The organism is Mucilaginibacter hurinus (assembly GCF_003324525.1).
Classification (GTDB): domain Bacteria; phylum Bacteroidota; class Bacteroidia; order Sphingobacteriales; family Sphingobacteriaceae; genus Mucilaginibacter; species Mucilaginibacter hurinus.
Genome location: NZ_QGDC01000009.1, coordinates 1 through 15794, shown reverse-complemented (window position 1 = coordinate 15794; position 15794 = coordinate 1). Strand labels below are relative to the sequence as shown.

The window sequence follows — 15794 nt, the reverse complement described above, 5'->3', positions numbered from 1 at the left end:
TTTACTGAACAGATGGCGGCGGTGTTTTAACCCCCCAGTCAATTTTAGGTTTATTGCCCATTACCAGCCTGAGCTTACCGCCCTGCATCAGCTCATCAAGGTACAGCCAGCAATTGTTAAGCGGTTTGCCGTTAAACTCCGCCGATTGTACATAGATGTTCTGGGCCGAATTGTCTTTGGTTTCTATCGTCAGCGCTTTGCCGTTGCCTAACTTTACTGTCGCCTTATCAAACAGCGGGCTGCCCAGCTGTATGATCGGCCTGGCATCGGTAAAGCCTTTTACATCAAACAAACCCAATGAGGCCATCACATACCATGAGCCCAGCTGACCCTGGTCTTCGTCCTGCCCGTACCCATAGCCGTGTATGCTTTCTGTGCCGTAAAACTCATCGCATATGGCGCGGGTCCACTTTTGTGTCAGCCACGGCTTGCCCGAGAAGTTGAACAGCCAGCTGATGTGCAGGTTGGGCTGGTTGCCATGGTTATACAATGATTTGATGCCGGCAAACGCGTCGATGGTCTTGCCGCCGCCGAAGCCGCTTTTTTGCGCCGTGGCGAATATCCCGTCAAGCCGGGTGTTGAACTCATCTTTGCCGATCGCCTCTATCAGGGCTTTAGGGTTATGTGGTACGTAAAAGGTGTACTGGATGGCATTGCCTTCCTGGAAACCGCGCCACGCTTCGTAGGGGTCGAAACGGTCTATAAAGGTGCCGTCGGCCTTTTTGGGATGGATCAGCTTTTTGGTGGGTTCAAACAGGTTCTTCCAGCCATCGGCATAGTTTATCAGCTGCGCATAGTCCTGCTGCTTGCCCATGGCTTTTGCCATCTGCGCCGCTGCAAAGGCGCTGAAGCTGTACTCCATGGTGTGCGAGGCTGAAAAGTGCGAACCTGTTGAGTCGGTTATATCGGCTTCCAGGTAGGGTGAATAGCCATGGTCTACAAAGGCTTTGGTATCCATTTTACCTGACCCTACCTTGCGCCCTGCCCACTCCAGCTCGTTCGCTTTTACGGCTTTGTAGGCCAGCGCGGTATCATAATCGCGGATGCCGGCATTATAGGCCGCGGCTATGGCCAGCCCTACAAAGTTGGTGCCTACCCCTGATACGAAGTTGCTGTTGGCTATGCCATCGCCAAACCAGCCCCGGTCTTTGTATATCTCCAGCTGGGTGTGTACAAAGTCGTTGTACTGCCCGGGGTAGGCCAGCGTCCATAACTGGGTGATGTTCCAGAAACCGCCCCAGATGGCGTCGGTATTGTTAAAGTTATAGCTAAAGTTCCCTTTCTGGTCTTTGGGCAGTACGCCTATTGCGCCGCCGAACCGGGGGAACGAGCCGTTGACGTCGCTGGCGCTGCCGCGGCCAAGCAGCGCGTGGTACAAACCGGTATAGAATTTTACTTTGTCTTTATCGTTGGTGCCTTCTACATACAGCTTGCCCAGCTCTTTTTCCCAGGTTTCCCGTGCCTGCTGCCGGGCCTGGTCAAACGTGAGTGACGCGGCTTCTGCCTGGTAGTTTATCCTGGCATTGGCTACCGAGGTGTAGGATAGGCCTACCTTGAGCTCTATGGCTTCTTTATCGCCGGTTTTATATTCCAGGAACAGGCCCGCGCCTTTGCCGCCGGCCGAGGTGGTGTTGTGCCGGATGCCCTGCGCGTTGAAGCTGCCTACCGCACCGGGCTTTTTACTTACCTGCCCATAAATGTACATCGCTACTATGCCGCCTTCGTCGTACTTTTGTACGTATTTCGGGTAGGTGATCACAAAGCCTTCAAAGTGGGTGTCATCAATCATTTTTATACCGGCATCGCGTACTTCGCCGCTTTCGCCCTGTACGTTGCCGATGTCGAACAGTATCCTTGACTTGTCGTGCTGCGGAAACGTATACCGGTGGAAGCCGACGTGCTTGGTGGCCGTCAGCTCGGCCGTTACGCCGTAATCGTCCAGCAATACTTTGTAATACCCGGGTTCGGCTGTTTCGTTCTTCCGGTCAAACCGCGACCGGTAACCGCCGTCCGGGTCTTCCAGCTTGCCTGGCTTTACCTTCAGCTCGCCGGTGGCGGGCATTACGCTTACTCCCCCTACCTGCCACTCGTGAAAATGCACAAAGCCTTCTATCGAGTTGTGCCGTGTATCGTAACCTACTGCTTCCCAGCCTTGCGCATTACCGTAGCTGCCGTTGGTGGACGGCGCCAGCTTGGCCATGCCGTAAGGGATGGCCGCAGGTGTGTAAAAAAACCAGCGGCTGTGCGCCGTGCCGATGTTCGGGTCGACATACGTCAGCACGCTCCTGCGCTGTGCCCCGCAGGCCATCAGCAGTACCATCGCCGACGTGAATATCATATACTTTATAGGGTTGACTGTTTTCATCGAAATTTTAGATTTTAATTTTAAACCTCGCTTATGCCTGCTATTTGTATTTGGACAGCATTGCTTGTATGCGCTGCATCCAGGCCTGGTCAACGCCTTCCATGTTCGTGTATCTTCCGGCACCGTTTAGGCCGGCAAATTGATAATACCCTTTGTTAGCGGTACTGCGCAATACATTATTAATGGCATCTATATTTCCTTTGGCGTAGCTGAGCCAGGCCGTATTTTTGTCGGCCTCGTACAGTTTTATCATGGCCTGCGATGCCCATCCGCACCATGCCGGTGTAACGCGTATATCCTTTGTATTAAAAATGTAAACGTTATAACCTTTATCCCATAAAGTTTTATTCATGGCGTTGCCTATGGCCTGCGCTTTGCCCAGGTAGGCGTTATCATTCATCACATCCTTCCAAATTAAAAATGCTTCGAGCATAATTGCATTGTCATATGCAAATATCTCGGTATGCTTGCCGGCACTGTCATACATCCAAATGTAAAGGCCGGTATTACTGTCGTACATTTTGCTGTTAAGCCAGTTATGTATAGATACCGCCCAATCGCGATAGTAGGTTTCGCCCGTAATTTTATATAATCGTAAAAAAAGCTGCATGGCCAGCCCGTTAGTTTGCGTAGGCTTATTCTGTTTTGCGGTACTCCACCAAAACCCGCCGCCATGTGTATCATCCCACAGCCCGCTGTGCATCATCCAGTTGGCCGCTTTTTTTGCCGCTTCAAGATAATCAGCCTTCCTGTCATTATCGGCCAGGTCATAACAATCCAGGTAAACCATACCGGTAAGGCCGTTATCATCAACATATTTGTCGCCCCCGGCATTGGCACCATCCAGGTTTGCTGCTGCAAAGTATCCGCCGTTGGGATCGTTTTTATCCCACATGTTCTTCATCCAGTCAAAAGTTTTGTGCATAGATGCCAGGTAATTTTTATCGCCCGCTGCTACCATTGCGGCATCAGCATAAATCTGACTTACGTTATACCATTCGTATGCCGTATTTTCGGTAGTGGTGGTATTTATACGGTAGTTACCGTATGGCGTAAGCAGGTTGCCCTTAATAAAGGCATTGGTTTCAATAGCCTGGGTAAGATATCTTGACTCAGACGGAGGGGTAACAGTAGTATCAGGTTTTACCGGAGCCGGTTTAACAGTCTCTTTTCCGCACGATGACAACAGCACCAATGACGTTATCACAACTGAACAATAAAAAAATACACTTTTCATAAATAGTTTGTTTAGATCCGTGCCCGGAGGCACGGATCATTTAATAATTATCACTTATTGCGATAAGGGTTGTATGCTTAGTTTACCACGGTTACTTTGTGGGTGTAAGCGTCGCCGGCTTTCATAAACACTTCCACTTTTACGTTATGCAAATCAGCCGATGGATCGAATTTATAGGTATAATCCCACTGAGAATCATTTGTTGGCAGCAGGTAAAAATATGAGGCCGGCTGACCCGCAGGGGCTACGTTGTTTTGGTTGGCGCTGCCGTACCACTCAACACCTGCCGAGGTATATAATTTAAATTTGTAACGCTCATCCCTGCCCCACGAAAACTGGTAGAATTCCACAGGCATGCTGGCTATGGCCCAGGTACCGTTGCCCTGGTAAGTTAAGGTGCCTATCTCGGTGTTGTAGGCCGACATAAACACGGCCATATTTTGCACCTCCAATGATTTAAACTCGGCTACGTTCAAATCAAGGTTCAACCTGTGGGTTTTGGCTTCACCGCTTACAGTTACCGGGTTATCGCCTTCTTTAAGCTGATCGCCATCCACATAGTATTTTTTACCACCGGCGGTCTGCTGGTCGGTAAACCAGTAAGTTCCCGCTTTTAACGAGGTATACATTTCAAATACACCCGCCTCCTTTTGTGTTAACTGGATAGCTTTGCTGATGTCCTCCCCGCCTTCGGTAGCGCTGCCGGTGATGTACAGGTTCGCCGGAATTTCGGCAAAGCCGGCCGGCCTTTCAAGTTCAATCATACTGCTTACGTTGCTGGCTTTCCTGTTAGTGCCTTTTGATGCAATAACCGTCCACTTCACTTTGCCTGAACTTAAAGCTTCTATACCGCCGAAAGCAGCTATCTTAAGCAATTCCTTATTGGTAATGGTTACACGCGGCTGTATACCGGCACCGTCAGATATCACCTTATAAATAGGCGCGCTGAAATCACCGCCTTCTTTGGCAAAGGCTATCTCATATAAAACCACCCCGCCATCTTCGGCACTGGCAGGCTCCCAGGTAAACTGCACTGCAGTAACAGACGTATCCTTAAGATCAATATTCGCCCCGTTTTCGGGCAGGTTTAACGTACTTACCGAGCCGATATTTGAATTTAAACTCCTCGTATCTTTTTTGCAGGAAGTTACTGCAAGCACGGCCAAAATGGCCATGCTGCAATACAATAAAATATTTTTCATTGTGTTATTTTTTAAGCTGTAAATTAATAACCGGGGTTTTGTTTCAGGTTGGGGTTAAGGCCAAGGTCGCGGGCAGGTATTGGCCACAGGTAGTTTTTGTCCGGATCAAAATTCCTGTCCTGGGCCCGTATATAACCATTGTCTGTACTTGGGTCTGATGAAAATTTGGCACCGTGCGCCCAGCCGTTCAATACATCTTCGGCAATTCTCCAACGGTAAATATCATCGGTACGCAAACCTTCCATAGCCGTTTCAACCCTTCTTTCGCGCCTTATTATATCGGTCATGCCGTCGTTGCCGGGATAATTTAGTGCACCGGCATCAGTGAAACCCGCACGCTTCCGAAGCTCGCGTATGGTTTTGTCCCATACGGTAGCGTCCATCTGGCCCAGGCTGTTTTTGGCTTCGGCATAGTTCAGCAACACCTCTGCATATCTTAGCAAATGCAAATTAAGGCCCGATACAAAATTGGGTAAAGCCGTCGGGTCATAGTATTTACGCCAGTAGTACCCTGTAGGCGAGGCGCTTTGCGATGCCGGGTTGTACTCGTCTAAACGCGCACCGTCGGGATCGGTACCCGGTTTTATGTAAATGGTTTTATTTACAGCGCCCGTCCAGTTGTAGCCATCATATACAATGGTAGCAGTTAAACGGGGGTCGCGGTTAATGTATGGGGTATTCTCGTTATAACCTGAGCCGGCTTCATCAATACGCTTTCCGTTAGCCATCAGGTAGTCGTCAACCAGTTCCTGCGTCGGCGCCATTGAGCTTACACGCCCGCCCACCGAGCGCGGCGCAAAATCCCACATTTCATTCCAGGTACGTACACCGGGTACATATTGTAACGAAAGGATGGCCTCGTCATTGGTGCGGTTGGTAGCCGGGTTGCTAAACAGGGCGCTGTAATCACCCACAAGGCCATAGGTGCCATAAACGGCCTGCTGGTTCATCAGCTTTTCGCAAACTGCAACCACCTCGTTCATTTTATTGCCCTGGTACAGCAAGGCACGGGCTTGCAGCGCAAGTGCCGCACCACTGGTGATACGCCCATTTTCTGCCGGGGGAAGCTCATTTTTTGATGGTAATACTTCAGCTATCGCGCCCAACTCGGCAATTACAAAATCCATTACCTGTGCTTTGGTAGATGGCGCAATGGTTTGCGCTTCTTCCGGCGTTATATCGCGGTCAATCAGCGGCACGTTACCATACCATTTTGCCAGGTTAAAATGCGCAAAGGCCCGTATAAAGCGCGTTTCGGCCTTCAACCTGTCTTTAACTTCGGTGCTCATGGTGGTATTTTCATCAACATGCGCCAGGAAGAGATTACATGACTTTATAGTTTGGTAGTAATCTTCCCAATCATTTTGAAACTTGGCCAGATTGGAATTTGAGTTTCCGCTGGCAATTACATTGTAATCGCCGGAAGATGAAAATGCATTATCAGACAGGGCTTCGTTATAAAAATACAGGTTGGCATTATACATCAGGCTGTAGTTGTTATACAAAGCGTTATATACGTTTGGCTCTATGGTCCAAAAATTAAGTTCAGAGAACCTGTCAGAAGGCGCCAGGTCCAGTTTTTTACATCCTGTTACCGCAACAGCAGCCAGCAATGTGATAAAGAGCTTTTTTAAAAATTTCATCGCTATTCTTTTTAAAATATCATCCATTATTAAAAGGTAACATCTATACCTGCACCATAAAATACCGGCAGCGGGTATGTACGCGCGCTGTTTGAAAGCGAGTTTGTTGCCAGTCTGTTATCAAACTCGGTGGTTTCCGGGTCAATAAACTTTAGTTTGGTAAGCGTTAACAAGTTTTGGCCGATGAGCGACACACGCAGTTTCTGAATACCTATTTTGCTAGACATTGCCGTTGGGAAGGTATACCCCAGGTTTACATTTTTCAGCCGGATGTAGGCCGCATCATATTTGTAAAGATCAGATCCGTTACGCCAGTTGTAAGAGTTTGAAGCCGAGCCGATAGCCGCAAGTTTAGGATATCTCGCATCGGGGTTGTTTGGCGTCCAGTAATTGGTTTGATGCTCATACATGGTTGCACCGTAATTGTAGTGGAACGGCTCAACCAGTTCGCCGCGTAAAAACGCGTCGCGTTTGCCCACACCTTGTATAAATAAGCTTAAATCAAAGCCTTTAACAGCCAGCCTGTACGTAAAACCAAAGGTATACCGTGGAAAAGGATTACCTAACACCACTTTATCCTTATCATCTATCAAACCATCATTGTTTTGATCAACAAACTTCAGGTCGCCGGGGGTTACTGTTGAACCGGCCGGTTTTGGATAGTTGTTTACGTCCGACTGGTTTTGGAAAAATCCGTCAGTTTCATAGCCATAGTATTGGGTTATAGGCTCGCCTACCCTGCGCAACAAACTAAATACATCCTGCTGCACTATTTCCTGGCTTGCGCCGCCCGTAAGGGTTAACAGTGTGTTTTTGCTATCGCCAACATTAAAGCTAAAGCTTTGGCTAACATTACGACTTTTAACATTATAAGTTAAGGTTAACTCCCAGCCCCTGTTTTTCACTTTAGCCACGTTATAATCGGCCAGGCCTGCACCAAACAACAGCGGCACATCATACCTGCGCTGTAAAATATCGCGGGTTATCTTGTCAAAATAATCAAATGACAAATCCAACTTGTTGTTGAAGAAACTTGCATCAACACCTACGTTAAAGGTGGCAGCTTTTTCCCAGGTTAAAAGTGGGTTGCTTAACAAATAGCCTGCGCCACCAACCGGCACACCGTTAAAGCCATAGGCGCTGGTGTAGTTAAAATAAGTGGTTTGGTACTGGTACGCATTAACGTTTTGGTTACCCAGTATACCATAAGTAGCACGCAACTTAAGGGTATTAACCACATTGGTTAACGGCTGCATAAAGGCTTCGTCGGATATTAACCACCCCGCGTTTATTGACGGGAAAAAACCTGTACGGTTGCCGCGTGCAAACTTTGATGATCCGTCCACACGGAAAGTACCCTCTAACAAATACCTGTTTTTGTACGAGTAGGATATACGCCCGAACAGTGAGTTAAGGCTCGACTCCGTAACATCCAAACTGTTGTACGAGTTAACCGGGTCAACAATTGTACCTGTAGTAGGCGTACCTAAAAATTGGTCGGTTAATGTTTTCTGCAATTGAAAGCCCCTGCTGTTAAACGACTCATTAGACACACCCATCTTTACCGCAAGGTTATGGTCGGTAAAACGCTTGGTGTAGTCGGCATAAATTTGTGTATTCAGCAAAAACGACTTTGCATTATTATCAAACACCGTACGGTCATTACCATACACGCCCGTAGGGAGGTAGTCTACCTGTGTCCTTTTAAAGAAGTTGCCGTTATTGGTAAGCGTTCCGCCTACAACGGCAGTCAGTTTTAAATCATTTGTAATGGTTAGCTGCCCGTTTAAATTGGCAAATATCTCGTCGTTATCAGCCTGGTTAAAGCCCCCTTTTTCCAGCACACCGTACTCGTTATATTGCGATGCTACCGTGTTGGTAAGGTAATTGCCGTTGGCGTCCGTCCAGCTGTAATTTAAAGGCACGCGGTTGGCGTCGGCAAAAATATTGTTATCACCAACGCTATTGGTTTTGTTACGGGTTTTGGTGTAATTAAGTATAATGTTGCCTTTAAACCTGCCTAAAACAGAGGTTTGGTTTACCCGCACGTTGTACTTTTGGTAACCAAAATCGGCGCCCGATCCCCCGTTACCTATCAGGTTGCTTTTTTGATCCTGATAACCGAGCGATACATAGTACGAACTGGTTTGCCCGCCGCCGCCTATGCTAAAGTTATGCGATTGTAGCGGGGCGTTTTTTAATATATGCTCAACATCCCAGGTACCGTTACCCTGGTCGCGCAGTTGCTGAATATCATCCGGGGTGTATATCGGCGGCAGATCAGAGTTTACCAGCGATTCGTTTTTAAAATACGCGTTATCCCAGGCCCCTACTTTTTTTACCAGTACCCGCGGGGTTTGTATACCATAGTTGGCGTTAATATTTACCGTGGTTTTCTGGTTCATTTTACCGCTTTTGGTAGTTACCAGTAACACACCGTTAGCAGCGCGCGAACCATATATTGCGGCCGAACCGGCATCTTTAAGTACCGATACGCTGGCAATGTCATTAGGGTTAAGCGTATTCAGGTTGCCGCCTATAATCCCGTCTATCACAATTAACGGATCGTTATTGCCCAGTGTGCCTATGCCCCTGATGTTTACAATTACATTGCTGCCGGGGTTTAACTGGTTTTGCTGTATAATTAAGTTTGGCGCCTCACCCTGCAATGCCTGGAAGGTATTGGTTACGGGCTTGTTGGCAATGTTTTCAGACTTTATCTGGTTAACCGCGCCGGTTAAGGTTAAACGTGTTTGCGTACCATAGCCCACCACCACTACTTCATTAAGGGCAGTGTTGCTCTCTGTAAGCGATACGTTAACCGGATCGTTACCCGTTACGGCAACCTCGCGGCTATCAAACCCAATAAAGGTAAACACCAGCACGGCACCCTCATCCGCCACCTCAATGCTGTAGCGGCCCTGGTTATCCGTGCTCACGGCATTCTGCGTGTTTTTTTCTTTTACGGTTACACCGGGCAGCCCTATGCCTGAGCTATCCGTAACGGTCCCGGTAACGGTTTTTCGCTGCTGCTGTTTGGTAATGGTAACCGCGGGCACCCGTTTTATAAGGATGGTGGTATTTTCAATAGTATAGGTTAACGGCTGGCCGTCAAAGCATTTATCCAACGCTTGTTTTAAAGGCACATTCTTTAGCTTTATACTAATGCCGTGCGCCAGTTTAAGGTCATCGGTATTATACAGAAAGTCGTACTGGGTTTGAGCCTGTATTTGCTCGAATATTTGCTTTATGCCCGCGTTTTTAACTTCGAGCGTAACCTTCTGGGCATATGTTGCTGCAGACACCTGTAAAAAGGTTGCTGTCAGCAATAGCAATATTAGTTTCATGACGAGCAGAGGTTTATAAATGCGGCAAGGCCTCCTGCCGCAAAAAGCAGTAAAATTTTTATACATTTGGTTATCAGGTTAATTATTGATTTGTATTAGCTGCAATTCGTTCAATTACCTGGTAAGCCAACAGGCTTTAAAACCGGGGGCGGTGCGAACGCTCCTGGTTTATTTTTTCCAGATAATTTTTATGGTGTAAACTCTAGTCCATAACAATTATCCTCCTTCCTGAAATTTTAAAGTGAATATTTCCTACTTTTTCAAGGTGATGCAATAACTCCGTTATGCTTTTTGAGCGGTAAAAGGTACCGCCAAATTTTTGATCCGTGCGGCTGCTGCGATACTCAACCTCAACATCATACCAGCGCGAAACTTTTTTCATTATCCCGGCAATATCATCATCATTAAAGGTAAAGTAGCCGTTTTTCCAGGCTATGGCATCGTCCGCATTGGCGGCAGATACCTGAATATTGTTGGAGCCGTTGCTGATCACCGCCTGCTGTCCCGGTGTTAATACTTTATGGGCGTTGTTTTTTGTAACCTGCACGGCTCCTTCTAACAGGGTTGTTGTTATTTCATTTTCGTCGTTATAGGCATTAACGTTAAAGTGCGTACCCAGTACCTTTACGGTTACCTTGTTCACCTCTACAAAAAATGGCTTTTCTTTATTTTTAGCTACCTCAAAATAAGCTTCACCGGTCAATTTAACATGCCTTTCGGTACCGTCAAATCTTTCAGGATAGCTTAAGGACGATGCCGCGTTCAGCCAAACCTTTGTACCGTCAGGCAGGGTTACCTGGTACTCGCCACCCCGGGGTGTTGTTAACGTATTATAAGCAAGTGGTTTACCCGCTGCATTATCACCCGCTTTATATACAATTTCGCCATTGGCCGCCTTAATAACACGGGCAGCACCATCATCGGCAATAATACCATTGGCCGCATTATCCAGCACTACAACGTTGCCATTGGCCATGGTAAGGGTAGCTTTGCTGCCCCCCGGCACAATCGGCTTTGCCGGCACAACCGCAATGGTATTTTTTTCGGCATCCTGTGTTTTGTTAACCACAAGCAGGTACACACCCAACACCACTATCAGCATAGCTGCAACCTGCAGCCAGCGTTTTTGGTAAAATTTAACCACTTTGGCTTCCCGGCGGAAACGGGCGTCGGCCTTAATGCGGTTGAGTACCGCCGCGGCCCTGTCATCACTAAAAACCTCGCCTGCCGAAAGGTCGGGCAAGGTTTCGTCAATAAAGCCGGCTACTTCGTTGGGGTTTTTATCAAGATGGTTTAATAATTCAAGACAGTCTGCCTTACTTATACTATCATTAAAATACTGGCGCAGCAGCAAACGTAATCTGTCCTGGTTCATATATATTGTAAGTTTATAATACGGCCGGTTAGCCTTGGTTATAATTACAGAACACAGATAAAGCGGTAAAGGACTAGTCGATCACAAAAAAAAATTATTTGCAGAACAGCAGAGCGATAAGAAACACAAATTCCGACTGTTTCAGCTGGTCTTTTAATGTTTTTAAGGCACTCACCATGTGGTTTTTAACAGTATTTTGCGAAATGTGCAGTTGCTCGGCTATTTCTTTGTGCGATAAACCATCTACCCGGCTCAGCTTGTAAACAAGCTGCTGCTGTTTTGGCAGCTGCTGAATAATCTTTTCGGTAAATACTTCCAGGTCATGCGCCAACACATCCTCCTCGGTATGGTTGTCTTCAATACTGATGTGTTTCAGCAGCTTTTCCGAAAGATCTGATGACCGGTAAACCTGCCGCAGCGCGTTTAACGACAGCCGTTTGGCAATCACATATAAATACAGCCAAAGGTTGCCATCGGGGGTCAACTTGTCGCGGCTCAGCCATAAATTTATAAACACTTCCTGTACTATTTCTTCGCTCTGGTCCTCGTCTTTTAAAAACCTGAAAGCCAACCGGTACACCTTTGCACTATACCGGTTGTAAATAACAGTAAATGAAGCTTCATCACCCGATACCAGTTGGTTTATAAGATCACTATCTGAAACTTGGTTATTCAAAATGCCGGGAACTTTAACGTGATATAATTGAAGCGTATAAATGTAAAAAGTATTATAATATTTACAATTAAAATATTTTGTGGGGGATTGCGGCGGTGAGGTTAATTTCTCTGACACTTATTGAAAGATTAAGTATGTTTAGTAAACAATTTAAGCCTTATGACAATCCAGGAGCTAAACTTCAATAATCCCACTAATATATATTCTATAACAAACGATAATTCAGCAGACCCTTTGGAGTGGGATATAATTGCAACCACGCATGGTTTGAAAATTCCGTTGATCAGCAACACTCACGTGTATGTAGTCATTTACATTACGTCCAAAAGATAAATACCTAAATTGTTATATTTATAGTTTACGAAAGTCTAGCTACGAAATAAAGATAATCCTTAAATTAGTTCTACGAACAATGGATACTGTCAAACCAATACTTCAGGCAAATACGACTTTCACTCCCTACAAATTCTATAGCGAGTTTTTGGAAGATGTAGCTAACTATTATTTTCAAAGCAGAGAACCGGTTATCTTGAAACTCTTTGAAAACGGCGATGAAAAAATTTACGATTCAACCTACAGAATCGATCCTATAGCAATTCCACTATTACTCAGCTTAATCGAGCAGTTGAGCAAATTCCATCGCAGACCATTAGAACTTTTGCTTTTCAATAATAGGGCAACAGTAAATGTTTTAGAATTTCTATATAGATGTGACTTCTTTTACATCGCAGGAGATAATCAAAACCCAAATTTTCCTAAGGGTAGAAATATACTAAAGTTTAATAAGGCTTACTTGGGAGCATTTAGCGGAAAAGAAATGCGCCCTGAGCATAAGGTAAGAGCCTATTCACTGGATGAAGACGAGCTTAAATCAGTATTGAAAAATCTATCATCAGAAGAAAAACAACGAGATTTTTTGATATCCCATTTCACTTATAAGGTAAGGGAACACTTTCAGGACTTACTTTTTGATAATAATTATACTGCTGAACAATACAACACCTACATTGACATTCTGTCTGAGTTAATTACCAATTCTGTTCTGCACAGTAAATCGATTGCCTTTGCCCTAATGTTTGTTGACCGGTTTAAAACCAAGTTTTCTATAACTGACAATGGTGTAGGTTTTGCCGAATCAATGAAGCTAAAACCAAAAACGGCCTTTTATGAGCCTGAAGGTTTGAAGACGCTTTTGCTTAAAAATATAACTGTAAAGAACATTTCTGAGAATATTTTAGGTGGACTTTATACTATTTACGATACCCTATTTTATTCGTCTTTAAAAGATCGTCATGGTCTTTTTGATTTAATGCTTACCGTAGTTTTAGAAAGCAAAGGTTATTTTAGAATTCACAGCGACAATACGCAAATAATTGTTTCCTCAAGAATGGCTGACGAGTTATATGGCTTACAACTTTACCGGAAAAAAATCTTTTCCTACCACTTAGCCTTTCAACTAAAGCAAATAACCAAGGAAATATTCGAGCAGGAAATAGCCGAAGAGGCGGAAGCAATAAAGCAGTTATTCCTTGCTTTCTGTGAAAAATCTGTCTCAAAATATAGTGAAGATATCAAGTATTCTTCTTTACGATTTTTTCCGGTAAGATTTAGAGGTGTACATATAGAAGTGGAAATCCCTAATACGTTAGAAAATGATCATATCAGCGATTAAACATAAGGGATTTTTATATTTCAATTTGCACGCTGAAGAAGTCGTTAGTTCAAACTTCATAGCTGAGGACAATATTGGCATGCTTGAAAACAGGCTGCAAGTAGTTACCCTAAACAGGGTGGTTGAATACTTGAAAGGTTTTGAAAACCAGGAGTTAAAAAATATAGTCCTTGACTTCAAAGGAATAAATGCTTGCCAGCCGAATCTACACGCAATCCTTATCGAACTTAAAGGCGCAGGGTACAATATTCACCTGAAAAACATAAAAAAGAACATTGTAGACGATTTCGGATTATCAGTGATTCAAAATAGTAAGAACTTTCTAGATGGCGACCTTTATAAAAAATTTTTCCTGTTTGAATCTGAGCACGAACCATTTACAGATGAAGTAATAAACACCCACGAATTATTTACGGATGCCTTTAAGGAAAAGATAAAACAATACATAAACCCACATACTCAACCTCATACATCGTCCTACGTTTATTTGACTTCATACGTCGACATTAAAAAATTCATCAGTTACGAAAAGGAGTTCATGCTCTTTTCAATTTATAAACTCGCATTGAAAATACAGGAGGAATGGGCTGAAAAATTAGCGAATAATCCCATCCTGGTTTGTCAAAGTATGAATAGTGCTTATATAGTTTCTGTCTTGTCAAATCTGCTGAAATTAGATATTTTAATTCTTGATAAAATCGGTCCTATTTATAAAATCTACAATACCCTTGACAAAACTATAGATGAAAATAGGGAATATATAGTAGTATCTGATTTGGTCTGCTTAGGCACTGAGGTGAAAATTGTGAAAAGTTTAATTCAATTCATCGGAGGCAAATATTTAGGCAATGTCTCAATAATTAAAACTGAAACATTAAGCAAAGCTGATATTTTAAGGCAGGATGCAACTATCGCTGTCTTTTCAATCAATAAATCAAATAATCGGGAACTCGGGTACAACATCAAAACCGACTTAGAGCAATTTTAATGGGCAACGTTATTATTCATATCTCAGACCTGCACATCAGCACAAAAGTTGACGATGGTGGTATTACAAATGCAAGATTGGATTCTTACCTTACCACAGACGATGAAGCAGCATCGACCCATTATGTTGCAACATTTACCGATACTGTTAAAAAGGATTTCCCAAATGAAACCCTTCACCTCCTGATAACAGGAGACATCTCGGATTCCGGCGAGAAGATTCAATTTTCTGAAGCAAAAAGACTGATCACAAAAATTATGGGTGATCTCAATATTCCTGTTGAAAGGCTTCTACTGCTGCCCGGTGACCACGACGTTCATAGAAGATCTTTGCAAAATGAAACTGAACAACGTCCTAACCGAAATTCACACCTTTTAAATTCTATTAAGTTCCAGAACTTTGCTGAATTCTACAAGGACGTAACTTTAAAGGATTTTCCTTTTGACAATGTTATAGTTGATCACATGATCGTTGATTCTGTTGTCTTCGTGGGTTTCAATTCAAACTATAAAATCAATGCAGGGGGCGGCCTAGGACATATTCCTATTTCAAAGTTTAATGAAGAAATCAATCAACTTAAACAAAGTATTGACAGTGGAAAACAATGGGTGGCATGTTGGCATCATAACCTAACTGCTGGCTATGATAATAGCAATAATGGTCAGTGGGAAACCGAAAATCGACAACATCTTTTGAGTGAAATCGAGCGTCAAGAAATAAAGCTTATTGTATCTGGGAATGAGCATATCATGGACGCTAAAACTGTGTTGTCAATTTATACTTCTGACAGTGGTACTTTCTCAACCATTAAATATGAATCATCCTTTAAAGCTTATATATTAACTACGGGTGATGAAATAGCACTCGAAAATAAAATGTTCGCATTACAGCCATATAGTGGCAACGACTTAAAATATTTTTGGGACGCGAGAAATAATTTAAATGCTAAGCAGTTAGATAGATTCGTTTTATATAAAGCAAATACTCAAGTAATTCAAGATATCAAGGATATTCCATCGGAGCCCGAGGCAAGTGATAGTGATAATGAAACCGATGTAACTCAGAAAAATGTAAAGAGTGTGATTCGCTATGACAATCCTGCATTTTCTGATAAGCTTTATAATCTTGTTAGAGAAAAAAAACTTTTTCATTCCGGACACTTCCTGTATAATACGGAGAAGTTGACCAGGTGATTCCGTGGCAAATTGACCACCCAAAGTGCTGGCGAACGAGCGCAGCAAACGCTGTAGAAGCGTTGTCAAAAGTAGTTATTTAAAGATGATTTTCCA

Annotated in this window: 10 protein-coding genes; 3 read left to right on the top strand and 7 right to left on the bottom strand. The window is 44.2% G+C overall.

The features are described 5' to 3' along the window. Position 1 precedes the first annotated feature (1 nt). The 7 genes from DJ568_RS14940 to DJ568_RS14910 form a co-directional block, all read right to left on the bottom strand. The gene (locus DJ568_RS14940) at positions 2–2365 is read right to left on the bottom strand and encodes a GH92 family glycosyl hydrolase (RefSeq protein WP_233496702.1); all 2364 of its coding nucleotides are present in this window, start codon (positions 2363–2365) and stop codon (positions 2–4) included. A 40-nt stretch (positions 2366–2405) separates the two neighbouring features. Next, complete coding sequence (locus tag DJ568_RS14935; protein ID WP_114006251.1) at positions 2406–3602, bottom strand: glycoside hydrolase family 76 protein; 1197 nt, start codon at positions 3600–3602, stop codon at positions 2406–2408. Positions 3603–3679: 77 nt separating this feature from the next. Further along, positions 3680–4804 carry a SusE domain-containing protein gene (locus DJ568_RS14930; protein ID WP_114006101.1) on the bottom strand — a complete coding sequence of 375 codons (1125 nt, stop codon included), beginning with the start codon at positions 4802–4804 and terminating at the stop codon, positions 3680–3682. Between the two features lie 23 nt (positions 4805–4827). Beyond that, positions 4828–6447 carry a RagB/SusD family nutrient uptake outer membrane protein gene (locus tag DJ568_RS14925; protein WP_114006250.1) on the bottom strand — a complete coding sequence of 540 codons (1620 nt, stop codon included), beginning with the start codon at positions 6445–6447 and terminating at the stop codon, positions 4828–4830. 29 nt (positions 6448–6476) lie between these two features. Further along, positions 6477–9794: a TonB-dependent receptor gene (locus DJ568_RS14920; protein ID WP_233496701.1), complete on the bottom strand. Its 3318-nt coding sequence runs from the start codon at positions 9792–9794 to the stop codon at positions 6477–6479. A gap of 202 nt (positions 9795–9996) precedes the next feature. After that, positions 9997–11169 (bottom strand): FecR family protein, encoded by a 1173-nt coding sequence (locus tag DJ568_RS14915; protein WP_114006099.1) that lies wholly within the window; start codon positions 11167–11169, stop codon positions 9997–9999. 94 nt (positions 11170–11263) lie between these two features. Then, positions 11264–11845: an RNA polymerase sigma factor gene (locus DJ568_RS14910; protein WP_158534946.1), complete on the bottom strand. Its 582-nt coding sequence runs from the start codon at positions 11843–11845 to the stop codon at positions 11264–11266. 412 nt (positions 11846–12257) lie between these two features. On the opposite strand from DJ568_RS14910, the gene DJ568_RS14905 reads away from it, so the two are divergent. The 3 genes from DJ568_RS14905 to DJ568_RS14895 are packed head-to-tail and all read left to right on the top strand — an operon-like array spanning position 12258 to position 15698. Beyond that, positions 12258–13517 carry a hypothetical protein gene (locus tag DJ568_RS14905; RefSeq protein WP_114006097.1) on the top strand — a complete coding sequence of 420 codons (1260 nt, stop codon included), beginning with the start codon at positions 12258–12260 and terminating at the stop codon, positions 13515–13517. Beyond that, positions 13498–14505: a hypothetical protein gene (locus tag DJ568_RS14900; RefSeq protein ID WP_114006096.1), complete on the top strand. Its 1008-nt coding sequence runs from the start codon at positions 13498–13500 to the stop codon at positions 14503–14505. Before DJ568_RS14905 ends, DJ568_RS14900 begins: the two co-directional genes overlap by 20 nt. Beyond that, on the top strand, positions 14505–15698 hold the full coding sequence (locus tag DJ568_RS14895; RefSeq protein ID WP_114006095.1) for a metallophosphoesterase family protein: 1194 nt from the start codon (positions 14505–14507) through the stop codon (positions 15696–15698). The genes DJ568_RS14900 and DJ568_RS14895 overlap by 1 nt, the downstream gene beginning before the upstream one ends. Positions 15699–15794 lie beyond the last annotated feature (96 nt).

Coding starts and splice junctions, on each gene's coding strand:
- DJ568_RS14940 (WP_233496702.1), bottom strand. CDS start 2,365: ATGAAAACAGTCAACCCTATAAAGTATATGATATTCACGTCGGCGATG.
- DJ568_RS14935 (WP_114006251.1), bottom strand. CDS start 3,602: ATGAAAAGTGTATTTTTTTATTGTTCAGTTGTGATAACGTCATTGGTG.
- DJ568_RS14930 (WP_114006101.1), bottom strand. CDS start 4,804: ATGAAAAATATTTTATTGTATTGCAGCATGGCCATTTTGGCCGTGCTT.
- DJ568_RS14925 (WP_114006250.1), bottom strand. CDS start 6,447: ATGAAATTTTTAAAAAAGCTCTTTATCACATTGCTGGCTGCTGTTGCG.
- DJ568_RS14920 (WP_233496701.1), bottom strand. CDS start 9,794: ATGAAACTAATATTGCTATTGCTGACAGCAACCTTTTTACAGGTGTCT.
- DJ568_RS14915 (WP_114006099.1), bottom strand. CDS start 11,169: ATGAACCAGGACAGATTACGTTTGCTGCTGCGCCAGTATTTTAATGAT.
- DJ568_RS14905 (WP_114006097.1), top strand. CDS start 12,258: ATGGATACTGTCAAACCAATACTTCAGGCAAATACGACTTTCACTCCC.
- DJ568_RS14900 (WP_114006096.1), top strand. CDS start 13,498: ATGATCATATCAGCGATTAAACATAAGGGATTTTTATATTTCAATTTG.
- DJ568_RS14895 (WP_114006095.1), top strand. CDS start 14,505: ATGGGCAACGTTATTATTCATATCTCAGACCTGCACATCAGCACAAAA.